The following is a 24575-nucleotide window of genomic DNA, read 5'->3' on the forward strand; positions in this document are numbered from 1 at the left end:
GGTGAACACCGCTTACGCACTTTTTAATCAATCAAATAGCCCAATCACTAGCATAAAATGCTACTAAAGCGATCGTAATTACCACTGTACCGATATTCAATTTGCGCCATTCACCGGAACAGATACGACCAACAACCAGCGAACTGAAACCCAACATAATACCGGTTACAATATTGCAGGTCAGGACAATAAAGACCGCACAAAGCATACCGGACATTGCCCCAACAAAATCATCGAAATCCAGCTTTCTGACATTACTCAGCATCAGCAAACCAACATACATCAACGCCGGCGCCGTGGCATACGCCGGTACAAGATAGGAAAGTGGAGAAAAGAACAAAATTAACAGAAACAGGATACCGACAACTGTTGCGGTTAAACCTGTTTTACCACCGGCTGCGGTACCCGCGGCTGATTCAATATATACCGCAGCCGGAGAAGCGCCGATAGCACCGGCAAAAATACTACTAACCGAATCGGCAGTTAGCGCTTTACTGCCATTAATAATCTGCCCGCCTTTATCCAACAGATTCCCTTGCCCTGCTACTGCACGGATGGTACCGGTGGCATCAAACACCGCAGTCATTACCAACGCCAACACACTAGGTAACACAATTGGCTGCAAAGCCCCGATAATATCCATACTAAAAATCAAGGACAGACCGTCATCGCCCAGACTTGGTACCTTAAAAAACCCTTGATATTTCACTGCCGGATCAAAAATCAGCCCAATAACAGAAATCACCACGATCACTAACAACACACCACCGGGAACTTTCAATTTTTCCAGGCCAAAAATAACAGCCAGCCCAAGCAGAGTCATCACAACCGGAAAAGAGGTGAACGATCCCAGAGCAACAGGCAGACCTTCCAGTGGATTCTTAATGACCAGACCAACACCATTTGACGCAATCAGTAACAAAAACAGTCCAATACCAATCCCTGCACCATGCGCAATACCCATTGGTATATTGCGTAAAATCCAGGAACGAATACCGGTAACAGAAATCACCGTAAACAAACACCCCATCAGAAATACCGCACCGAGTGCAACCGGGATAGTGATTTGCTGCCCTAAAACCAAGCTAAAGGCAGTAAATGCAGTCAACGAAATTGCACAACCAATTGCCATTGGCAAGTTAACCCACAACCCCATTAACAAAGAACCAAAACCGGCAACCAGACAAGTCGCAATAAAGACAGCAGTATGGGGAAACCCTGCCTGCCCTAACATTCCCGGTACAACGATGACTGAATAAACCATCGCCAAGAAAGTTGTGATCCCTGCCAGAATTTCACGGCGTACCGTTGTGCCACGTTCGGTCAATTTAAAATACTTATCCAGTTTGCATTTAACTGGTGCCTGAATGCCTGACATGTCATTCCCCTGCATTATGTTCATAGTACTTCTTCTGCTTCCTAATCAAACGAAAACGATTACCTTGCTTAATAACGCAACACTTAATGAATATTGCACCAATCGGTTCAACAAAACATAAAAGCAATCGTTTGGCTTTCAGAATAGAAAACAGAGAGAGAATTTAAGGCGAAAGATTATCCAGTGATCATAGTGTCGAAATCAATAGCTAACAGTATTATTTCACCAAACATTAGAAGAACGACTTCTGGAGATTAAACTTTTTACGATAGTTAATTACAATGTTTAGCCTTAGACGACAAGGAAGATCCAACAGTTTCACCATGAAATGAATTTCATTTGCAGTTATTGTGAGCCGGACGAAATGAAATGCGAGCCGTTACAAGTAACGAATGGTAACGCTGAACAAGCCGAAAAAACCGACATTCAGAACTATAATTCGTGTCCATATACGTGTAAACTACACGCAGACTCAATACCGGAGATAAATCATGACAGCAAGACAACGCAACACACAGAGCGTCACAATGACTGTAGAACGAGGCTTACTGAACCGGGCACGTGAAGCAGGTATTAACTTTAGTGCCACACTGACCGCCGCCTTGGATGCCGAATTACGCCATCGCGAGGCGCTGAAATGGCAGGAAGATAATAGGGAAGCTCTGGAGGTATTAAACCGTTTCCATGACGAACATGGTTGTTTCAGTGATGAATACAGGACATTTTAGCGATGCAATTCACCGTTTATCGTAATACTGGGAAAACTGTTGTTTATCCCCTGTTGCTGGACGTCACGAGTGACATTATCGGGCAGTTAAACCGCCGAATTGTGATCCCACTGCTGCCAATTGAAAAATATCCTGGCAGCAGTCGCCCTGTTCGAATGATCCCCCTTATCAGGCTGATAGACGATAAAGAATATGCTGTCATGACTCACGAACTAGCCAGTATATCTGTTCATGCTTTGGGTGCTGAATTTTGCGATGCATCGCAATACCGTAATCAGGTAAAAGCGGCACTCGATTTCCTCTTTGACGGTATTTAAGTTGGATAAGTGCTGACTGCCATTCACAGCCAGCTTTTACACCAGTACAGCTATCGACTGAACACTTCACTTTTATCACACTGTGGATTGAACCGATCCATTGTTGAAATCAGAAACAGTGCTGCAATGATGACAAGTAGAACAGGTAAACCTGATGACGTCATTGAACTCGCTATACCGGCAAGCAGCGGCCCAAACAAACTCCCAATCCCCCACAACATAGCCGCCGCAGCATTAGCCACTATCAGATCATTTCCTGAAAAATACTGACCAATTTGGACCAATGCAATGGTGTAGATAGCCCCCGCAGTTGCCCCTAAAGCAATCAACAGAGGCCAGATAAGATAGTGATGCGCCATAGCAAATGGCAGTAACGTACTTGCTCCGAGCGTTGCTACACCACAAATCTGGTACAAACGCATACGATTCATATGATCCGCCAGCCAACCAAACGGGAGCTGCATCAATGCATCGCCAGCAAGAACAACACTTATCATTAGTGCTGCTACGGCTTCGACATACCCACAACTCATTCCGTATATGGGTAACATAGAAAGAATGGTCCCGTCGAAAAAAGAGAAAAACAGCACACCACCACAGATCGCCGGTGCAACCTTCACAAATTGAACAATAGAGAAATTGGATTTCTTACTGTGTTGCGGCAATTTATCGCCTTTCTTCTGATCTACCATGACAAAAAGTACCAGGGAGATGATATGGATCAGAGTACAAATCAATATCGGCGCTTTATCTTCAATACCATAAAAAGCAATGATAGAAGGGCCAAGCAACTGACTGATAGTAAAAACCGTCGTATAAACAGCCAATACCCTGCCTCGTTTATTCTCTTCAGAGAGTTCATTAATCCAGGTTTCACCTAGACAGATCATTAACCCGTTAGCAGCGCCAGTCATTAGCCGCAGAGGAAAAAGCACCTCCATCGGCAACGAACCCAAAAGTGGGAGCAAACTGCCAGCAGAAACCCCTGTTGCAATCATCATGGCGTGTTTCTTACCTACCAGAGCTACAATTTTCTGGACTACCGGAGCACTCAAAAGAACCCCCAACGCCGGAGCCGCAGAAATTAAACCAATGTACAACTCATCGATACCTTGGCTATTCAAGCGTAACGCTATCATTGGGATCGTCAAACCAATGACAATGCCAATAACCGCGACACTCGTAGTAATAGTAAAAATGGCAAAAAAATTATTATTTCTATAGTCACGACTGTTCATTTTATTTATATCTATCCAGCAAAAATAAAAAGAATAAATATGAAATGAACTAAAAACAACAAATTAATAATATTATATTGAATATATTAATTCCGATTAGTTATTATTTTAAAGAGTAAATATATAACGATATATCAGCATTAAGCCCGAAGCCAGCACAATAATATTGATAAACTTCAAGAATGTTTCTCTGGAGATTTTCAGTGTCACCTGACGGCCAAAATAGATCCCCAACAACATGGCTGGAATAAATACCAGTATCAATAACAAAAATGAGGTGTCCAGATAGATACCCATGAAAACAAAAATAATCACTCTCGTCAGGGTACTGAAACCAATTAAAGTCGTCTGAGTAACCCTGAAAACCTCCTTATCAGATATCCGCCCAGTCAGATAAATTGCATAAAGGAAACCCCCACTACCAAATAGCGCACTGAAAATACCGCCACTTAGCCCAAATGGAATGGCGGCTTTAGCGGGGAATTGACGGTAGGTTTTACTGAAAAATAGCGAATAAATTGAATAGAAAACAACAAATAACCCCAACACCAGAACTAAAACATTAGGTCGGGCCATCAATAAAATAGCGGCGCCAATCAAGCTACCGACAACCATTAATGGAATAACTAACTTGATCTCACTAAACTCTGATTTCTTACCCTCTCTGGTAATATTAATCACTACGGCAGTCAAATCCACCAACGCAAGCATAGGAACAATTTTCGCTATAGGAATATAAAATGCCAGAATGGGGCTAGCAATAAGTGCAGAACCAAACCCGGCCATACCAAAAACCAGATAAGCAAAGAAAACGACAAAAATGCAAATAAGCAGATCAGGCCATGCAATTACGTGTAACATTTCTATTTCCCTGAAAACGGTTTTCAAACTAAAGTGATCATTTTCCCAATACTAATAGTTTTTCCTGTCATTTGTCAGGCCAATCTACAAAAAACTGGACACGCTAGTTAAAGATATACTTAATGTACACATGATGCTGGTATGGTCCTGATGGAAAAATAACATATTGAAATTACAATCAATTAAAAATATTTACTAGCAATAAATCACTTACCGTATATTGGGAACATATAAGGGTATTGGCAAGATAAAAGCGATACCACCAACAAACCAGAGGGCGATCTTAAAAAGAATGGTATTTCGTTAGATTGGATTGATATTGTTATTAATACCATTCATACAACGATGGTGAAAGCTCCGACGGATTAACCTGTCAAGATTATAACGGTTTAACAGGTATTTAAGCGTTAATCGAGCGAGAAAATAGTTTTTTAAAAAAAACAATATGAAATTATTTTAACGTATTAAAAGCATAAAAGAAGAATGGTTTAATTTACTGAAAAATACAGTGCTAATTATAAATCGGCTACTATTTTATCAGATGTTTTCTATACGAAACAACTAGAAACATAGGCAGTAAAACTCATGAGCTACCAGGGCAAGATCACGAATGTTTTTTAGCCAAAAATAAAATAGGTTGCTTCAAATAAAGCACTGTGATCTTATACTCTCTTTTGAGAGTGAAAACCTATATCATGTGCCTTGAGAACTTTACCCTTCATTTTTCGGCAATCCAAGACCCTCGCCAGAGTGCGAAAGTCACCTATCCTTTATTTGACATCCTGTTTTCGTCACTGTGTGCCGTGATTGCGGGCGCAGAAGGCTGGAGTGATATTCAGGAGTATACCGAAGGGCACCATGATTGGTTCCTGAAACAAGGCATGTTCAAAGAAGGTGTCCCTGTTGATGATACGTTTGCCCGCCTTATTTCGCGCATTAACCCGGAACAATTTAACCTCTGTTTTATCAACTGGATGAAGGCTGTTCATGAACTCACCCAGGGCGAATTAGTGGCCATTGACGGTAAAGTATTGCGGGGCGCTTATTCACCGGAAGAGCGCCTTTCCACGCTGCATTTGGTGAGCGCTTATGCCACCACGAATAAACTGGTGATGGGTCAGGTTAGGACAGAAAAGAAGTCCAATGAAATCACGGCTATTCCTGAGCTGATTAAATTGTTAGACCTAAAAGGCGCGTTGGTTTCCCTTGATGCGATGGGATGTCAGACCCGGATAGCTCAGGCACTCCTTGATGCGGGTGCGGATTATTTGTTCAGTGTTAAAGATAACCAAAAACATCTCCACAGGGCGATTCAAAAGGCGTTAAAAGCCCAGCGTATCGCGCCTTCGGTAAGAGAAAAAGTCATGCTGGAACAGTCGCATGGACGCCTTGAAATCCGGGAAAGTCATGTCATCAGTGCCGAGACACTCAAAGCAGAATTCCCCGCCTGGCCGGAATTAAAAACCCTTGGTGTTGTCATGGGTTACCGGCAAGAAAAAGGCCAATCACCCAGTCTGGAGTATCGTTATTACATCAGCTCAGCCCCCCTGACAGAAGAAAGCTTAGCTCAGGCAGTGCGCAGCCATTGGCGTATTGAGAACAATCTCCATTGGGTATTGGATGCGACGTTTCATGAGGATGATTGTCAGATTTATCGAGAAAATGCGGCGGAAAATATCGCGATATTGAGGCGAATTGCCTTGAATATGCTGAAAACAGAAGGCAGCAAATTAAGTATAAGAAAGAAACGAATGCGAGCCTGGATGAAAACGCAATTTCTGGAACAAGTCGTACAAGCAGGATTTTCTAATCTGAATAATATTTAAGCATTCATGCGGTTGCCCTGCATGAGCTACGAAGTTTTGTAGGTACATCACACAATTGTCGGTATGTTAAGGGGACTCTGCCAGCTATCATTGTTTTAAATTATCTTAATGCCGAGTCTTTTCTTTGGTATCTTGCTCTATTTAATTGATTTTTAATAACTTTATTATAACTTGTGACCACGGTACATGTCGTTGTAATCTAATGGCATATATGGATAGAAAAGATGTTAGATAAAAAATGATAGAGCGCCAAATTTTTGAGACCTTATTAACTAAGACAACAGAAAAACTCACTCAAGACTTGAGATCATCAAACGAGCATCATAACTCAAAAAAATTCGAGCAAAGAGTCAGAGAGGTTTTAGGAGAGATATTAACGGACATGAGGTTATCTGTAGATATGAATCCGCCTGCACAAGAGTTTCCAGACATAATTATTGGAAACTTTGGTGTAGAAGTAAAATATTCAGATAATAATACATGGAGATCAATAGCAAATAGCATTTTCGAAGGGAGTCGTAAGCAGGGAGTAGATTATGTATATCTACTTTTTGGAAAAATTGGCGGAGAACCAGAAGTTAAATGGGGGCGTTATGAAGAATGTATCATGCACGTAAGAACGTCTCATGTTCCAAGATTTGAAGTGGAAATTAATGCCAAAGAACCATTATTCGATAAGCTCAATATAAGCTATAACGACTTCAGGATTTTAAGTCCGGAAGAAAAAATGCCCTTCATTAGAAAGTATGCAAAAAATAGGTTAAAGCCCGGTGAAAGGCTTTGGTGGATTGATGATCAACCTGATGAAAGAACTCTACCATTGGAAGTAAGGCTATATACAAAACTTTCTCAGCCGGAGAAGCGAAAGTATCGAGCAGAATCAGCAGTACTTTGTCCACAGATTGTTAAATCTAGCCGAGTATCAGGAAAATACGATGATGTGACAATGTTCCTTCTAACATATTATGGCATATTATGTAATCAAGCTAGAGATTTATTTTCTGCTGGAAGTGTCGCAATGAGATCGTCGCCAGAAAGAGGTGGCAATTATATAGAAAGGGCATTAAAAGATATAGAGATCGAAATGCTTCGAGCGTTTTATGAATTAGAAGATGCCTTATTTGAAGAGTATTGGGGAGTAGTTCTTCCCAAAGAAGAAAGAATTAAGTACTGGTTAAAACTGGCAGATACCTATGCTGTAGGATGGAAACCATCAGAAACTCTATTTATAACCGCTAAATTAACGTGACACAGAATTCTGAACGCCCTCTAAGTCTTTGCAACAATACCATGACTGATAACAAATAACAGTCATGGTATTCTAAATATATTGCTTATAATTTATCGAGATATTCTTCAACGGCTTGCGCTAAATGCCAAGCTAAAACCGGTGGAACAGCGTTTCCAACCTGTCTTTCGGTTTCCCTCAAGTTCGATTCGAAAACAAAATTATCAGGAAATGACTGGAAACGCGCAGCCTCTCGCATCGAAATACGACGATCTAATTTATAATGGAACTGAATATTACCATGACATTCCGCTCTTATAGTCTGAGATGGCTTATCTTTCTTTAAACGTCTACTTCCTTGGTCTGGACTTTTTTTAGCCTTACTCCAAATATGATTAAGATTGCGATCTTCATCAACGGTTTCTAAATCATGAATCGCATCATAACAAGTCAACCATTCGTTTTTATGGAGAATATCAACAGGTTCTTTGAATAAAGGATTTCCATGTAATGTTCCAACAATAAAAACTCGCTCTCTCGTTTGGGGTACACCAAAATTGGCTGAATTATATAGTTTATAACTAACATTATAACCCAATTCACTGAAATCCTTTATAACACGGGCTAAAGACTCTTCATTATATTTCATGAGTAGCCCTTTGACATTTTCAGCAATAAAAATCTTTGGTCGTGAGCGTTTAACAGCTTCGACCATAGCAAGATATAAACCGCTGCGCTTTCCGTCTACGCCAGCTCTTTTACCATTGATAGATATATCTTGGCAGGGGAAGCCTCCTATCAGTACATCACATTCTGTAGGGGTTGAATCGATAAGTTCCCATATGTCGCCTTCAACGATATCATGAGAAAAGTTTTTTTTATATGTTTTTACTGCATTGGGGTTGAATTCATTAGCCCAAATAATTTCAAATTTTGTTTTTTTATATTCTTTATTCAAGACAGAAAAACCGCCACAGAAGCCTAAATCCATTCCGCCACAACCAGCAAAAAGCGAAACCAATTTATATTTTTCTTTTTGAAAGATATCACTATTCGATGCTAATGCCATCGATATTTTATTTTCAATCCATGCTGCTAAACTTACACCTTGCGCCTCAGCTAAAGCTTTCCATATTTCCTTTTGAGATGGAGTAATCCGTAAATGGATTTTCTCGCTTTTAATTTCTGATGTAATGCTTGTTGTCATTTCTTCACTCTCGTTCTCATCGGCCTTAACCTGATCCTTTATACATGATAAACAAAACCTGATGTGTGCACAACATAAGTTGAAAATAATTTATTTATTTTTATCATGTTGTTTTTATTGATTTTTTATTTTTTAAATGTGCGCAAAACCGTATAAAAAACGCCATAATGAAGGATGGAGTGAGAGCTTAATGAGTCAAAGAAAGGAGAGAGGGATGATTTCTCGATCTTCACTGTTTAAGCTTACTAGCACAACGACTGCATAAGTTTAATCCCTTGATAGTCTATCTCACAATTTCTAATACCTGTAAAAATCCACTCTTCAATACAATCCTGCAAAATAATGCTATCCAGTTTTTTCTTCCCTAACAATGCACACTCCCATACAACCAGAACCCTATAACCAAGATTGCTCAAATTAGATATAACACGCATATCTCTTTCTATATTATTTTTGAGCTTTTTGGTCCAATATTCACTTGTAGATTTTGGCGGCCTAAACATGTGGCACGAATGACTGTGCCAAAAACAGCCATTAACAAGTATGGCGGCTTTATGCTCGACACACACAAAATCTGGTTTGCCATATATTTTTTCACATTGGGATATGTGATTAATCTCAAGATTATTTAGGATTTTTTCAACAATGATTTCTGGCTTTGTGCTTTTTGAGTGTATAGATCTCATGATATGCGAGCGTTTAATTTTTGATATCGCTTTCATTCCATTTTCCTCCTTAACAAAAACAAATAGAATTATAGCATATTTCACAAACTAAATTTACCTCCCCTCTATACTATCTAAAAATATCTGACCTCTTTTTTGAGACTGTAATTTAAACTGACGTATTTAAGGCATCACAGAATTGTACAACAAATGCAATATAATAACGCTGCAAGTAACCCAATTTGTATTCGGTTAAATCATTTATCTGGGGATTTTGTTATGCCGATTTTTTATCATCAATTATTTAACTGGTTTATGACAGGGTTTATTCTCCGATTGAAAACACTATTAAAGCGACTCATTTTGAAAAATAGATTATCGAATTAGCAGATTCATATTCTTATTTATCTTTTTTCCTGGAAATATAAGCATTAATTAAACCCATTTTTATTTCTAAGTTTTCATTGACAGCTTTATGATGGGTAGGTTTTAAGCTATTGTTAAAATTCATTTTTTCAACCACTGATTTTAAATAAGGTTTCATAATCACGCTATACGTGGTTTTATTCAACCAATTGTTATATATAGAGTTATATGTCACGTAACGTGTGTAAGGTGTAGCACTATTTTAGAAAGTTATTTAATCAGCATAAAGATTTAACAGTTTTTTATTACTTTTGACGCCTACTTTTTATATTTACTGACACTATCTTATCAGGAACTTTAATCAGTTTTTATAGGTCACTACCCTTATTTTTTCGGATAACAACCTATCTTTAAGAGATTAAATCCTACCAAATCAACCATTTTATCCTTTTTTATTTCATTATTTTTTACGGTTTTTTTCATAAAATAACGGCAGTAAAATACTTTCATATCCTTCTGTTTCAATAATATTATTTTACGCGCTGGTTTATTTTCAATTATCTGTTAATAAATTTAGATTCAATTAACTATTCTCACTAAAAAAAGCTAATTTATTTAAATCAATTACATAAAAAACAATACCCCTGCATTTACATTTTCAAATAGCCATTGCTGGTTATAGTTAAATATAAAAAAATCGAATAACACCATTGCTGATAAATACATTAAACATGGTAGTAAATAGGCCGTTTTTAGTCACCCTTCACCTTTTAAAAACCTCGCATTAATGGAGCACCTGTTTTTTTACTCTTAGCTGATTAATCACTGTTAAAAATAAGCGTATAATCACAAAAAAAAAGAATACGCAGGTAAAAAGAGATAGTGAACCACGTTAATAAAGATAATAAATCTGTAAAGCAATTCCCATTCCGAGGTTTTTCATATTTTTAAATAAAAATTCATTTAACAAATGGTTTTCATTAGATAGCTTATGCAAATATAATAGTTTTTTTCATCTCCTAACGCGGTTTAAAACCAGAAAGGGTAAAAGGTATGTTAATGGTATTAATATCAACGCCCATTTCTTTAATAAATTTTAATCCCGTTAATCCCGTTAATCCCGTTAATCCCGTTAATCCCGTTAATCCCGTTAATCCCGTTAATCCCGTTAATCCCGTTAAATGTTTTGATATAACATCGTATTATTGGGTTAACACTGTTATTTTATCACTTTGGTTAATCAATTTAAAACCTGTTTTCTCCGATGTTTTCTTTTTCAATGTCAATATAGCATCAGATTTTTACCCGCTTTTAAAAATCCTTAATCACTTCTTTTTACCTTTAATGATTTAAGTTTTTACCTATTTATTCATGATACGCTGGCCTCTTTTCCAGATTTTAAAACCACACTGATAGACAAAAGCGATTTTTCTTAATACCTGTTTTATCACGTTCAGGATAAGACGTATTTACTTTTACTTGAATGAGAGAAAATCTTTATAACCCTTTGCTTTCAGATAGCCGAAAAACGATAAACCACACAGTCTAACCCGAGCAAATCGGGATCTGCGGAGTAAGTAAAAAGCGCTCTTTAGGTTAATTAGCTCAGTGTTTAAATCCACTTTCTTGGTCGGTCGCACCAACTTTCACCTCTCTCTACTATTCTTTATGAACTGGCTTCAGTTTTTTTCCAACCACAGCTCAGTCTTCATTAACCCACTTGCTCCAACCTATTAAAGAAACTAAACACAGATCTTATGGATACACCGACTTAAGTCACATCAATATGAAATAAAAAACCTTAGTAATGATTGTAATGATAACTATTCTCACATTAAGATGATGCCGTGATTATTGATTTTTGATGCTATAGGTTATGTCTGACCACATTGTTGTTTCCGCTAACGCTGAGCTAACCCTTGAATCGCTTTATGGCGCGCATCATGGCTGGCTGAAAAACTGGCTCACGCGCAAACTGCAATCGTCCTTTGACGCTGATGACGTAGCACAGGATACCTTCCTGCGCGTGATGGCCGGCGACTCGCTACAAACCATTCGCGACCAAAAATCTTTCCTCTGCACGATCGCCAAAAGGGTAATGATCGATCTGTTTCGCCGCAACGCGTTGGAAAAAGCCTATCTGGAACTGCTGGAGCAACGGCCCGAGGTGTTTATGCCCTCGCCAGAAATCCGTCAGTGTCAACTTGAGACACTCCAGCAAATCGACCAGATGATCGATGGTCTGAGCAACAAAACGCGCCAAGCGTTTTTACTGTCTCAGCTTGAAAATCTGACCTACAGCGACATCGCTTCGCGCCTCAATGTGTCCGTCAGTTCTGTGAAAAAATATATGGCCAAAGCCACTGAACACTGCCTGCTGTTTCGCCTGGAGCATGGACTCTGATATGAACACCATGTTGACCCATTCTCGCCGCCAGGCATTAAAATCGGCATCGCACTGGTATGCTGTACTGAGTAGCGATCAGGTAAGTCCGCTGCAAACTGAAAAATGGCAACGCTGGTACGAACAGCATCAAGATCATCAGTGGGCATGGCAGCAAGTGGAAAATCTGCGCAATCAGATGCTTGTAGTACCAGGTAATGTGGCAAGCCACGCACTTCAGGAAACTCACCTGTCGCGACGCAGGGTGATGAAAGGCATATTGTTGTTACTAGGAGCTGGCAGTGGCTGGCAACTGTGGTGTTCGGAAGTGGGGGAAGGTCTGCGGGCCGATTATCATACTGCTAAAGGGGATATTCGCCACCATCGACTGAGCGATGGCACACTGCTTACACTCAATACCGACAGTGCCGTAGATGTCCATTTTACCCCTCAACAACGTCTGGTACATCTCCGGTATGGCGAAATTGCTATCACTACCGGACATGATACCGAGGCAAAACTGTTGCGTGTACAAACCCGCCATGCACAACTGACCGCGCTAGGCACCAAGTTTACGGTTCGTCAGGAAGCCAACTCCACACTCCTTAGCGTGCAGCAACATGCCGTAGAGGTGATATTGACCGGCGCCGACCATAAATGTATTGTGCGTCAGGGTGAAAGCCTAAGATTCAGCGCCACCGATTTTGGTGAACTGACCGCGGCAACCGACGAAGACAACGCGTGGACGCAGGGTATACTAAGCTTCAGCGATAAGCCACTGAGTGAAGTGATAGCAACTCTCGCCCGTTATCGAAGCGGTATATTACGCTGCGACCCAGCCATCGCCTCGCTACGGTTAAGCGGTACTTTCCCGATAAAAAATACCGATACGATATTATCCGTCATAGGGAAGACACTTCCCGTTAAAATTCAATATATTACCCGTTACTGGGTAAATGTTCTGCCTGTAGAAAAATCGTTAACGTAAAAAATAATCATTTTCAATTGTCCCTTTTTGTTTCCTCGTTCGACTTCATAAATGAATACAGCAACAAAATGATTATGGAGACGTTATGATGCCTTTACGTGCACAGCCACTGCGCGCGCTTCACAAAGCAACACCGCTGGTAATGGCGATTCGTTTGAGCCTGTTACCGGTGGCTTGCCTAACCTCAGGGATAACGTATGCTGCGGTAGAGCCAGCTAGCGTACACTATGACATTAATGCAGGAGAACTGGATAAAGTTCTTAATCAGTACTCCACCCACGCCGGTATTACCCTTTCAGTCGATGCCAGCTTAACCCACGGCAAACAGAGTAGTGGTCTACACGGCAATTACTCCATCACCGATGGGTTGAACACCTTGCTGGCCGGCACTGATTTGCAGGTAAAAACATTGGGCAATAACACGTTCACACTCGAACCCGCCCCTGCTGCGCAGAAAGACGTGCTGACCGTGGTAGGCGACTGGCTAGGTAGTGCGCGTGAAGCTGACGTGTTTGAACATGCAGGCGCACGTGATGTCATCCGCCGGGAAGATTTTGCTAAAACAGGCGCAACCACAATGCGTGAAGTGTTGAACCGCATTCCCGGCGTCAACGCACCGGAAAACAACGGTACCGGCAGTCACGATCTGGCGATGAACTTTGGCATTCGTGGCCTGAACCCACGTCTCGCCAGCCGTTCTACGGTTCTGATGGATGGCGTTCCGGTACCCTTCGCGCCTTACGGCCAGCCACAGCTATCGTTAGCGCCCGTATCTCTAGGCAACATGGACGCAATAGATGTGGTACGCGGCGGCGGCGCTGTGCGCTACGGGCCACAAAGCGTAGGTGGTGTGGTGAATTTCGTGACCCGCGCTATCCCGCAGAATTTTGGTATTGACGCAAGCGTAGAAGGCCAGCTTAGTCCCACATCCTCACAAAATAATCCAAAAGAAACCCATAATCTGATGATTGGCGGTACGGCAGATAACGGTTTCGGCACAGCGCTTCTCTACTCCGGCACACGCGGCAGCGACTGGCGCGAGCACAGCGCCACGCACATTGACGACGTGATGCTCAAAAGCCGCTATGCACCCAATGAAGTACATACCTTCAACAGCCTACTGCAATATTACGATGGCAGCGCGGATATGCCCGGCGGCCTTTCACGCGCCGATTACAATGCCAATCGCTGGCAATCCACTCGCCCGTATGACCGCTTCTGGGGCCGCCGTCAGCTCGCAAGTCTCAGCTACCAGTATCAACCCGACCAACAGCACAAATTCAATATTCAGGGCTTATATACTCATACCTTGCGCAGCGGCTATCTTGAGCAAGGCAAGCGCATTACCCTTTCTCCGCGCGAATATTGGGTGCGCAGCATCGAACCTCGCTATAGCCAGCTCTTCAATTTAGGTCCTTCGGCCCACGAAGTAGGGATTGGCTACCGTTATGTGAATGAATCCAGTCACGAAATGCGTTACTACACCGCCACCCGCAGCGGCGAATTACCCAGCACATCAAGCCCTTATGACCGTAATACCCGCTCCGGCACCGAGGCACATGCTTGGTATATTGATGACCGCATTGATATCGGCAACTGGACCATCACGCCTGGGATACGATTCGAACATATCAAATCCTTCCAAAACAACAATGTGAAAGGCACTCGCCAGGAAGTAAGCTACAATGCGCCACTGCCTGCACTCAATGTTCTTTATCACGTTACTGATAGCTGGAATCTTTACGCCAATACGGAAGGCTCGTTCGGTACCGTACAGTACAGCCAAATTGGCAAGGCGGTGAAAAGCGGCAATGTAGAACCTGAAAAGGCCCGAACTTGGGAAGTCGGAACCCGCTACGACGACGGCGCATTGGCTGCGGAAATGGGGCTGTTCCTGATTAACTTCAACAATCAGTACGACTCCAACCAGACTAACGATACCGTTACGGCACGTGGAAAAACCCGACATACTGGGCTGGAAACTCAGGCACGTTACGATCTTTCGGAACTTACGCCTAAACTGAATAACGTTTCGGTTTACGCCAGCTACACGTATGTCAACGCGGAAATTCGTGAAGAAGGCAACACCTACGGGAATCAAGTACCGTTCTCACCGAAACATAAAGGCGCATTTGGCATAGATTACAAACCGGGTAACTGGACCTTCAACCTCAATAGCACATCTCAATCCAGCCAGTTTGCTGATAACGCTAATACCGTGCAAGAAAGCGCCAATGGAAGCACCGGTCGCATTCCAGGCTTTATGCTGTGGGATACCCGCGTGGCGTATGACTTCGGTCCACAAATGGCTAATCTGAGTCTGGCCTTTGGGGTGAAAAACATTTTCGACCACGAGTATTACACCCGTTCCTATGATGACAATAACAAAGGCATCTACGCCGGGCAGCCACGTACGTTCTATATGCAGGGTTCTGTAAAATTCTAACGTTACATTAATCCGTTCGCCGGGCCATTGCCCGGCTTTGCTATTTCTGGAGTTAAGCTATGCTTGCACCGATTCACGTTATGTTTATCGTTTTGCTCTTCTTCACCAGCCTGCCCCATGCCATTGCGATCACGGTACAGGATGAGCAAGGCAGTTTTACTCTCGATACCGTTCCCCAGCGCGTGGTCGTGCTGGAATTGTCGTTTGCTGATGCGTTGGCCGCCATCAATATCAGCCCGGTGGGTATTGCCGATGATAACGATCCGCAGCGCATCCTCACGGATGTTCGCCAGCGTATTAAACCCTGGCAATCAACGGGCACTCGCGCCCAGCCAAGCCTTGAAGCCATCAGCTCACTGAAACCTGATCTCATCATTGCAGACAGTCAACGTCATGCGGGGATCTATCGGGCACTCAAGAGCATCGCTCCCGTTTTGCTGCTAAAGTCCCGTAACGAAACCTATGAAGAAAACCTGCAATCTGCCGCGATCATCGGCAAAGTGATGGGGAAAGAGAGTGAGATGCAACAACGGCTGGCAGAGCACCGTGAACGCATGAAAGGCTATGCCAGCCAGTTGCCACAAGGCGTCAGTGTAGTTTTTGGCACCTCGCGCGAACAGCAATTTAACCTGCACTCCAGCGATACCTATACCGGCAGCGTCCTAACGGCATTAGGGCTAAAGGTTCCTACACCAATTAACCATGCAGCAATGACTTCCCTCAGCCTGGAACAGTTACTGGCACTCAATCCTGACTGGCTTATCGTGGCCCACTATCGCCAGGAGAGCATTGTGAAGCGCTGGCAGCAAGATACTCTGTGGCAGATGATGACAGCACAGCACAAACATCAGATAGCGGCAGTAGACAGCAACACTTGGGCTCGTATGCGCGGGATATTTGCCGCTGAACGCATTGGCAGTGATGCGGTAAAAATCTTCCATCATCAGCCAGTTAATGAAACACCATGAGACGCCGCCATCATCCGGTCTGGCTTTGGGGATTGCCGCTGGTTGCACTGTTTAGTGCGTTCTGGCTAAGTCTGTTTTGCTATTCCTCTATTCCCATTCCTGCCATCAGTGCGCTCAAGGCACTGGTGCCGGGTCATACACCGACGCTGCCTGAAGCGCTGGTTATTAATCTGCGGCTACCACGCAGTCTGGTTGCTATTCTGCTCGGCGCAGCTCTGGCGCTAGCCGGCGCACTACTCCAGACGCTCACTCATAATCCGCTGGCCTCACCCTCCTTACTGGGCATTAACAGTGGCGCAGCTCTGGCAATGGCGCTAGTCAGCGCTTTCAGCCCAGCGCCGCTGGCCGGATATTCCATTTCCCTTGTGGCGGCTTGCGGCGGTGGAATTAGCTGGATGATGGTGATGGCCGCAAGTGGTAGCTGGCAGCAAAAATACGATCGCAACCAGCTAATTCTGGCAGGCATTGCCTTATCTGCCTTATGTATGGCACTAACACGTATTACGCTACTGCTTGCCGAAGAGCATGCTTACGGCATTTTTTACTGGCTAGCGGGTGGAGTCTCCCATGTCCGCTGGCCTGAATTCTGGCAACTATTCCCTTTCGTAGCGGTCACTGCACCTGTGGTTTTATTGTTGGCGAAATCGCTTAATCTGCTCAACGCCGGCGATGTCAGTGCCCATACACTTGGCGTGAATCTAACTCGCCTGCGTATCTTCGTCAGTTTGGCGGTACTGACTCTGGTGGGGGCTTGCGTCAGTGTGGCGGGGCCGATCGTGTTTATTGGCCTGCTCATGCCCCATCTGGCGCGTTTCTGGGTCGGCTATGATCTGCGCCGCACACTGCCAATGTGCATATTGCTGGGAGCGGTGTTTATGCTACTTGCCGATTTACTGGCCCGTGCGCTGGCCTGGCCAGGAGAACTCCCGGCAGGAGCGGTACTGGCTCTGATTGGCGCACCCTGCTTTGTCTGGCTGGCAAGGAGGCGAACATGAATCGTCAGGTTATCTCGCTGTTAGTAATATTGCTGGCAGTTACGCTGGTGCTAGCGCTACGCATGGGCGCACAACCACTTCCCTGGGAAGCGTTAATAAGCGGCTGGCAACCCGGTGACAAACACCACTTTGTGCTAACACAGTACCGCCTACCACGTATTTTACTCGCCATCACTGTAGGCGCCGCGCTGGCGCTTTCCGGCGTTCTGGTTCAGGGCATTGTTCGTAATCCACTGGCCTCCCCCGATGTACTGGGAGTAAATCATGCAGCAAGCCTGGCATCCGTAAGCGCACTGATCCTCTTCCCTTCTCTGCCGGTACAGTGGCTTCCTCTCCTTGCTTTTGGTGGTGGAATGGCCGCGCTAATCCTGCTGCGGGCGATTGCCGGCCCCTCTTCGCCGCTGCGCCTTGCACTAGTTGGCGTGGCACTTTCAGCTACCTGGACAAGTATCACCGACTACCTAATGCTCTCACGCCCACAAGATATCAATAACGCGCTTTTGTGGCTGACCGGCAGTCTGTGGGGACGCGACTGGCAGTTTGTGGCTACAGCCCTGCCAGTATTGATGATACTGATACCGTTCAGCCTGCGCTTTTGTCGCGATTTAGATTTGCTGGCGCTCGGTGATGACAGCGCCAGCACACTGGGCGTTTCGCTTCTGCACGTACAATCCTGGGGATTAATGCTGGCAGTAGCGCTTGCCGCAACAGGCGTCGCTGTTTGCGGGCCGATTGGCTTTATCAGCCTCGTGGTGCCCCATCTCGTTCGCAGACTTGTGGGAGGACGGCATCGCTGGCTTATACCAGCATCCATGCTTATGGGCGCACAGGTTCTGCTGCTAGCCGATTTGCTGGCAAGGAGCATAGCACCACCAATGGAACTGCCTGCTGGCGTACTGACCGCCATCATTGGAGCCCCTTATTTCTTCTGGCTTTTAGTGAGGACACGTTAAATGCAACTGGCTACGGAAAAGTTATCTGCGGGCTACGGGGAGAAACGCATTCTAAATGACCTGTCGCTCACCCTTCCGACAGGGAAAATCACAGCGTTGCTCGGCCCCAACGGCTGTGGGAAATCGACATTACTGAAATGCTTTTCGCGGCTATTAACGCCATTATCTGGAAAGATAACAATAGATAGTGAACCTTTAGCGCACTTTTCCTCACGCAAGCTCGCCAGACATCTGGCGCTCTTACCGCAACATCCTCTCACACCAGAGGGGATCGCTGTCCATGAATTGGTTGCATACGGACGCAGCCCCTGGCTTACATTCTGGGGGCGTTTAGCATCTCATGATCGTCACCTTGTACAACAAGCAATGGAAAAAACGCAGATTAGCCATCTTGCCGATAAACGCGTTACCGATCTTTCAGGCGGGCAGCGCCAACGCGCTTTTCTGGCAATGGTTCTGGCCCAAGATACACCAGTGGTACTGCTCGACGAACCCACTACATATCTTGACATCAACCATCAGGTGGAATTGATGAAGCTACTGCGTGAACTGAACAACGAAGGAAAAACAGTCGTGACCGTACTTCATGACCTCAATCAGGCTAGCCGGTACTGTGACCACCTGGTGCTGCTTTCCCAAGGGCAGGTTGTCGCCCAAGGCTCGCCCGAGGAGGTCATGACCCCGAAATTATTACAGCAGGTATTCAGCATTAAAGCGGAAATTCACCCCGAACCAGTTTCAGGTAAACCAATGTGTGTAGTGTGTTAGGAGGGGAACTAGTGTAGCGTGTTAGCTCTCTTCTCTAGTACGGCTTAATATGTTCGGCTTTTTGTTAGAGGTTGTGTTGGGATTAATTACTTATTCCTTCCAACCCACAAAGCTGAGCTTGAATGTATATGAATCCAAGCATTTATTTAACTGAAAGGATATGCAAGATGGGCAGCAACGACATAGGTAATGAAGTAATAAATTTAGTCAAACGAGTTATTACACCTACGGCCATCATGGGGTTCATTGCGTTGTTTGTTATTTGGTTTTATCTTAACCGGTTAGATATATTTATTAGCTCCGTAACATTTAAAGATCTTTTCATCGTCATTGCATCAACTTTTTTATTCAGCGTAGTAAATAAGGTTTCATAATAGTGCTACACTCATTTTTTGTCTTCCCGGCTTTTGCTGTGATGAAAACGATGCCAAAAAGGCATCAACATAATTAAGCAACTGCCACATAAATTGACAACAATGATTTCGCGTTATTGTCTCATGGAGCGATTGCCATAACCGTTCTATTTTATTTAGCCACGGTGAATAGACGGGTGAAAACAACAGGGTAAATTTGGGATGTCGTGCCAGCCACTCCTTTACCTTCTGACTTTTATGAATACTGTAGTTATCTAAGATTAATGTGAGAGTTTCCGCATAGGGATGTTGATGATTCAGTTCATCTAACATTTTGATAAATAAATCAGAATTCTTTTTTATTCCTTTAACATAAGCGACTTGCTCTGTCTGGGCATTGAGGCAGCCCGCAAGGTAATGTTTTTCGTTTTTTCCCGGGGTGATAACCCGTTTTTGTTGTCCTTTGAAACACCAGCCCGAGCCGATTTTCGGGTTGAAATCAATATCCACCTCATCTTTCTCCTAATATTCAGGATCAGGTTGTTTTACCGTAGGCACCGCTCTGCGCCAAACAATCCCCACCTGAGCAAAATAACGATAGTAGACATTTTGCGTCAGAGAGAGGTTGAGTCATTCATTGAGGGTATGAGTCATGAGCTCAAGGTCCAGATAGCCTAACTCTTGGGGGGATTGCTGTAATAAGAAAAGCAACAGGTTATAGAGAGGGGAGAGATCCCAGACAGCAGGTCGGCCAGCCGGTAAACTTTTGAGTCCTTCGAGCCCATATAATGTAAACCACTCAACCCAACGATTGATGGAAGAGCGCGCTACATGAAGGGTTTTGGCGACATAAGTCACCATCAATCCCTCGTTGAGCATCAACAACGCCGTCAATCGACGGGAATAGTTCTTATCGCGGGTTTTATGGATAAGTTTTCTCATTTTCTGGCATTCATCTTGAGGTATGGGTGCTATAATAAGCATCACTCAGTCCGTATTGGGGTTTGGGATTTTTCGCAATTGATCAGATCGCAAAAATCGGACTCAGTTCTCTTCCAGTGATCTATTATTTTGAAAATTTATTTAGATAAAAATTTTTAAAATCCCGGTAATGCGACAGATAGAAAAGGATCAAAATGGTCATGATTTCACTGGGATACATGTGACCTTGTCGGCGGCGTAAACGATGCCCGCTATCGAGACAAAATTGTTCCCATTGATGGATGAAAAAACGGCAAAAATCATCGATATCACAAAAATTTCAACTAAGTTGTCCATAGTCTGTTCTTCCCCGGAGCTGTTTCGGCATACACTAAAACACTGCTCCTGGAACAGGCTTCATGTCAATTTCTTATCCAGAATTCGAGTTAAGTAATAAATTTTACTAATTTTCCGTGGGAATATTCCAACATCCAGGACTTTCACTGTCGAAGAATTCTACTCGGATGTTTTGTCCCAGATTCTGCTTAATCAATAGATTAGCTCTGTTGCAATATGCCCGATCTCTTCTGAAAACAGATACTGCGACTCTCTGTATCCCTGTTCCTGCCATTCGTTTTAGCAGATGTATATCATGTTCACCCATTCCCCAACCTAAAATCACCAGATTTTCTCTCAGTTCGGCAAGAACTTCCCGATAAACTTTTGATAGATAGAAGCTGTTTTGGATAGAGTTAACCTTCTGCTTATACGTTCCTTCACTTACGAACAGAGGGACAACTTCCTCACTTTTCCAGCGTTCCAGAATGGATTCAAGCAAACCCGCTCCCCTGATGTGAATTTTATGTTCCTGTTCTACACGGTTTCGACACAATACGAGGCTGCCATGTGGATAAAAAACAAGCGTATTAGATTGCTCATCGCCATACGGCGTTCTTAACCGCTGCCAGTCCTCTGCAAAAACGCCTCTGCCAAGAAAACAATCTTTAAATTTGTGGCGATCCTGAATATCTAAACCATATGTCATAGTCCAGTAAACGATAAGGTCATAGTTGAGCGAAATAACCGTGTTGAATCTTTTCAGAAAATCGTAAATATAGGGCAGTTGCTCGCTGACTTCATTGTGTTCAGGATGCACATCGCGAACGGCCTGAATAAGGCATTCACGAATTCTGAGGTAGGCCCCGTGGGTACGCACGTCCTCGATTTGTAAAGATTTATTGACATTAGATGCCTGCCAGACAATACGGAGGATAAGTTCAAAATCTTCAGTTTCAAAAAAGTCAAAAAGCCTTCGCGCATCTTCCGCCAGGCTCTCTCGTTGTCTGACGTATTCAAGCAGAGATCCATACGCAAAACGCGGACTGACAGCGATACTCGCGCCATTGCCCAATAAGATAGTACCATCATATCTTTGCGCAAGTTCAGACCAGGGGGAAATAACAAACGGCATTCTTGATTTTCCAGTCTATTAGAAAATTATTTCTCTAAATATAAACATGTTATGTCAGCGACACAACTACGAGCACAAAAGCAGATGGAATTTTTACTATTTAAATCATGGACATATCATTAATTCAAGAAATCAATCATCACCGGTATTTAAAGCCGAATGTCCATGTAGCTATTATCTTCATGATTTTATAGACTATCTCTCCGACATCGTCGTTTTACGGTAGTTAAGCATCCCCTCCGAATCATCAACAAAAATTTATGGTCAGGTAATGAAAAAAGAAGCCGTCACGAGCAATAACAGATCAGAAGAAATGCGCGAGGCGGAATTCGGTTTCTATGAATTTTTCGCCGGCGGCGGTATGGCCCGGGCTGGTTTGGGTAAACAGTGGCGATGCCTGTTCGCCAACGATATAGATCCGATAAAAACGTCGAGTTATATCGAAAATTGGGGAGCTAGACATTTTGATGACCGCGATGTGCGTGAAATCAAACCAGGCGATCTGACCGGGCGTGCTGATTTAGTTTGGGCCTCATTTCCCTGTCAGGATTTATCGCTGGCTGGCAATGGGCTTGGGATCGGCGAAATCGATGCCAGCGAGGATGAAACCACGCGTTCCGGCGCGGTATGGCCTTTTCTTGATTTAATAGACAAACTTGGCGGGGAAAACAGGAAACCACCGACACTGGTTCTGGAAAACGTCCTTGGGTTATTGACGCTGGATCAGGGACGCCATTTCGCTGCGATATGCCGTCAATTAAGTAAAATGGGTTATCGGTATGGTGCGATGATCATTGATGCAAAGCACTTTCTACCACAATCCAGACCCCGTGTGTTCATCGTTGCGATTAGTCGTCAGGTTTCCGTTCCGGCGCGTTTATGTTCGAATGAGCCGCTGTCGCCGTGGCACTCGCCCTCGCTACTTCGCGCCTGCGAGACGTTTCCCGAGGAGGCCCGCAACGACTGGATTTGGTGGACTCCCGGCGATGCGCCGGGTTCCAGAACAAAAGAACTTACCGACCTGATTGATTGCGAAGATCAAAACGCATTATGGCACTCTTCCGATGAAACCCGAAGACTGATCGGCATGATGGCGCCAGCGCATCTGGCGCGCCTGGCGAAAGCGCGAGAGTCAGGGGAAACAACGATAGGCAGTCTTTATCTTCGCATGCGCAAAGAGAAAGGCGTCAACCGACAACGGGCTGAAATCACGTTTTCGCCCGTCGTCGGTTGTCTGAGAACGCCGAAAGGCGGCGCGTCCCGTGCCCGTATTATCGTCGCCGATAAAGACGAAGTGAAAACGCGCCTTCTGTCGATTAAAGAAGCAGCAGCATTAATGGGGCTGCCGGAAGATTTTATCCTTCCAGCAGCGAATCAATCAGCATTTAAAATCATTGGCGACGGACTTGCAGTTCCTTCCGTCCGTTTTCTGGCCGAGCGCATACTGGAACCTCTAGCTGCGGCAGTCCGAAACGGCAACAATCAGGCGGAAGATAAACAAGCATGAACTGGACGCCGCCTGTTACGCCCGATGGCTGGGAAATTAAGCTGGTCGATTATTTTCTCCGGTTCAGCACCGACGGCGATGCTCAGGATATTCGCTGGTTTGAAGTGACGCCGTCGACGCTCGCGGCGGCATTCGCCGAGAACTGCGTCAACGCGGATGAAATAGAAAAAGCGTTCCAGTCCTGTATGTCGAACATACCGGATCTGCCGCAGCGCCTTGAAAGCGGTATGATGGAAAGATCCAATGACAAAACGCCCGGATATTTTACTTATCTTGTCATGACGCTACTCATTAGCAGTCAATTCGATGTTCAGGGGGAAAGCAATGATTTTCGTCTGAAGTTACAGAGCTGGCTGCGGACCGGACATATCTATCAGAACTTGGCAGGCGTTAATGCCATGTGGGAAGCACTGGTAGAATGGATTGAACGACGAATTCAGAAAGGCGAGCCTTATCGTCGCCTGTGTCTGCCGGAGATCCCCCCAAGCTGGAGTCATATCGGTTATACCCTGCGTCTGACTTTTCCCAAGAAAGCGGACCTGCGCTTGATGAACCGTGTTCTTACGAACCATCCGCAAGCCGTTTCCAGTCCCCGACTGTTAATCGACTATTTTCAGGCCGCGATTCAGCAAGAGAACGCCTCTTATGCGCTGAAACAGGCATTCGACGAGTTTAAAAATGCCTGGCTTTCAGGTCGGAGGGCGCTTGCCGACATGCCCTTCTGGCGTCTGCGCCAGCGAGCTATGGCGTTATTCTCCGATATTGAGACGCACAAAGCGATCATTGATATGCGCGTCGATTTCGACGATTCGCGATGTTATTTCAGCGCCGCCGACGAGAGTGACGAAAGTGTTTTCGCTTCCTCGTTATCCGAAGCGTTGGCATCAGCTGTCGCCGTTAACAGCGAAAATCTGGGAAAAGCCGTCCAGAGCGGCTTACTCTTTTTTATCAACTCGGCCACGGACGCTGGAGAGCGATAGCCGCTCCCGATACGTTTTCTCCACGATT

19 protein-coding genes and 2 pseudogenes are annotated in these 24575 nt (G+C 44.3%); 13 read left to right on the plus strand and 8 right to left on the minus strand.

Going from position 1 to position 24575, the window contains the following annotated elements; translation table 11 throughout:
* Positions 1 to 31 precede the first annotated feature (31 nt).
* Positions 32 to 1378: an NCS2 family permease gene (locus tag B0X70_RS22240; RefSeq protein WP_217471793.1), complete on the minus strand. Its 1347-nt coding sequence runs from the start codon at positions 1376 to 1378 to the stop codon at positions 32 to 34.
* A gap of 491 nt (positions 1379 to 1869) precedes the next feature.
* Here B0X70_RS22240 and B0X70_RS22245 point away from each other — a divergent pair, with 491 nt between their 5' ends.
* Both B0X70_RS22245 and B0X70_RS22250 read left to right on the plus strand, forming a co-directional pair.
* Positions 1870 to 2106, plus strand: a complete 237-nt coding sequence (locus tag B0X70_RS22245) for a type II toxin-antitoxin system CcdA family antitoxin (protein ID WP_036778251.1) — start codon at positions 1870 to 1872, stop codon at positions 2104 to 2106.
* 2 nt (positions 2107 to 2108) lie between these two features.
* Entirely contained in the window at positions 2109 to 2423 is a 315-nt protein-coding gene (locus B0X70_RS22250; protein WP_036810272.1) for a CcdB family protein, read from the plus strand.
* Between the two features lie 50 nt (positions 2424 to 2473).
* Here the strand turns inward: B0X70_RS22250 and B0X70_RS22255 are convergent, their stop codons facing one another.
* Positions 2474 to 3661 carry an MFS transporter gene (locus B0X70_RS22255; RefSeq protein WP_217470422.1) on the minus strand — a complete coding sequence of 396 codons (1188 nt, stop codon included), beginning with the start codon at positions 3659 to 3661 and terminating at the stop codon, positions 2474 to 2476.
* Between the two features lie 108 nt (positions 3662 to 3769).
* Positions 3770 to 4522, minus strand: coding sequence for a sulfite exporter TauE/SafE family protein (locus B0X70_RS22260; protein WP_217470423.1), 753 nt, complete (start codon positions 4520 to 4522; stop codon positions 3770 to 3772).
* A gap of 695 nt (positions 4523 to 5217) precedes the next feature.
* On the opposite strand from B0X70_RS22260, the gene B0X70_RS22265 reads away from it, so the two are divergent.
* Together B0X70_RS22265 and B0X70_RS22270 are read left to right on the plus strand one after the other, a co-directional pair.
* Positions 5218 to 6348 carry an ISAs1 family transposase gene (locus tag B0X70_RS22265; protein WP_046397199.1) on the plus strand — a complete coding sequence of 377 codons (1131 nt, stop codon included), beginning with the start codon at positions 5218 to 5220 and terminating at the stop codon, positions 6346 to 6348.
* A gap of 238 nt (positions 6349 to 6586) precedes the next feature.
* Positions 6587 to 7597 (plus strand): restriction endonuclease, encoded by a 1011-nt coding sequence (locus B0X70_RS22270; RefSeq protein ID WP_217470424.1) that lies wholly within the window; start codon positions 6587 to 6589, stop codon positions 7595 to 7597.
* Positions 7598 to 7682: 85 nt separating this feature from the next.
* On the opposite strand, the gene B0X70_RS22275 is transcribed toward B0X70_RS22270, so the two are convergent.
* A complete protein-coding gene (locus tag B0X70_RS22275) occupies positions 7683 to 8783 on the minus strand; it encodes a DNA cytosine methyltransferase (protein ID WP_046396326.1) in 1101 nt (366 codons plus the stop codon).
* 245 nt (positions 8784 to 9028) lie between these two features.
* On the minus strand, positions 9029 to 9505 hold the full coding sequence (locus B0X70_RS22280; protein WP_105399380.1) for a very short patch repair endonuclease: 477 nt from the start codon (positions 9503 to 9505) through the stop codon (positions 9029 to 9031).
* A 2185-nt stretch (positions 9506 to 11690) separates the two neighbouring features.
* On the opposite strand from B0X70_RS22280, the gene fecI reads away from it, so the two are divergent.
* From fecI to fecE, 7 genes are all read left to right on the plus strand, one after another.
* Positions 11691 to 12218 (plus strand): ferric citrate uptake sigma factor FecI, encoded by a 528-nt coding sequence (fecI, locus tag B0X70_RS22285; RefSeq protein WP_046395763.1) that lies wholly within the window; start codon positions 11691 to 11693, stop codon positions 12216 to 12218.
* Between the two features lies 1 nt (position 12219).
* Positions 12220 to 13185 (plus strand): ferric citrate uptake sigma factor regulator FecR, encoded by a 966-nt coding sequence (gene fecR / locus B0X70_RS22290; RefSeq protein ID WP_217470425.1) that lies wholly within the window; start codon positions 12220 to 12222, stop codon positions 13183 to 13185.
* An 85-nt stretch (positions 13186 to 13270) separates the two neighbouring features.
* Positions 13271 to 15631, plus strand: a complete 2361-nt coding sequence (gene fecA / locus B0X70_RS22295) for a TonB-dependent Fe(3+) dicitrate receptor FecA (RefSeq protein WP_217470426.1) — start codon at positions 13271 to 13273, stop codon at positions 15629 to 15631.
* Between the two features lie 59 nt (positions 15632 to 15690).
* Positions 15691 to 16599 carry a Fe(3+) dicitrate ABC transporter substrate-binding protein FecB gene (locus B0X70_RS22300; protein ID WP_217470427.1) on the plus strand — a complete coding sequence of 303 codons (909 nt, stop codon included), beginning with the start codon at positions 15691 to 15693 and terminating at the stop codon, positions 16597 to 16599.
* The gene (gene fecC, locus B0X70_RS22305; RefSeq protein ID WP_217470428.1) at positions 16596 to 17594 is read left to right on the plus strand and encodes an iron-dicitrate ABC transporter permease FecC; all 999 of its coding nucleotides are present in this window, start codon (positions 16596 to 16598) and stop codon (positions 17592 to 17594) included. The genes B0X70_RS22300 and fecC overlap by 4 nt, the downstream gene beginning before the upstream one ends.
* Positions 17591 to 18547, plus strand: a complete 957-nt coding sequence (gene fecD / locus B0X70_RS22310; protein ID WP_217470429.1) for a Fe(3+) dicitrate ABC transporter permease subunit FecD — start codon at positions 17591 to 17593, stop codon at positions 18545 to 18547. Before fecC ends, fecD begins: the two co-directional genes overlap by 4 nt.
* Positions 18548 to 19315 carry a Fe(3+) dicitrate ABC transporter ATP-binding protein FecE gene (fecE, locus tag B0X70_RS22315; protein ID WP_217470430.1) on the plus strand — a complete coding sequence of 256 codons (768 nt, stop codon included), beginning with the start codon at positions 18548 to 18550 and terminating at the stop codon, positions 19313 to 19315.
* A 368-nt stretch (positions 19316 to 19683) separates the two neighbouring features.
* Here fecE and B0X70_RS22320 read toward each other — a convergent pair.
* The 3 genes and pseudogenes from B0X70_RS22320 to B0X70_RS22330 form a co-directional block, all read right to left on the minus strand.
* Positions 19684 to 20652 (minus strand): annotated as a pseudogene (locus tag B0X70_RS22320) (IS630 family transposase).
* A gap of 85 nt (positions 20653 to 20737) precedes the next feature.
* Positions 20738 to 20946 (minus strand): annotated as a pseudogene (locus tag B0X70_RS22325) (IS982 family transposase); the annotation flags it as partial.
* Positions 20947 to 21052: 106 nt separating this feature from the next.
* Positions 21053 to 22060 carry a DUF4917 family protein gene (locus B0X70_RS22330; RefSeq protein ID WP_110085851.1) on the minus strand — a complete coding sequence of 336 codons (1008 nt, stop codon included), beginning with the start codon at positions 22058 to 22060 and terminating at the stop codon, positions 21053 to 21055.
* Positions 22061 to 22331: 271 nt separating this feature from the next.
* Here B0X70_RS22330 and B0X70_RS22335 point away from each other — a divergent pair, with 271 nt between their 5' ends.
* Positions 22332 to 23567, plus strand: a complete 1236-nt coding sequence (locus B0X70_RS22335) for a DNA cytosine methyltransferase (RefSeq protein ID WP_110085852.1) — start codon at positions 22332 to 22334, stop codon at positions 23565 to 23567.
* Entirely contained in the window at positions 23564 to 24547 is a 984-nt protein-coding gene (locus tag B0X70_RS25465) for a hypothetical protein (RefSeq protein ID WP_246593368.1), read from the plus strand. Before B0X70_RS22335 ends, B0X70_RS25465 begins: the two co-directional genes overlap by 4 nt.
* Positions 24548 to 24575 lie beyond the last annotated feature (28 nt).

It is taken from the genome of Photorhabdus akhurstii (assembly GCF_019090985.1).
In the GTDB taxonomy this organism is placed as follows: domain Bacteria; phylum Pseudomonadota; class Gammaproteobacteria; order Enterobacterales; family Enterobacteriaceae; genus Photorhabdus; species Photorhabdus akhurstii.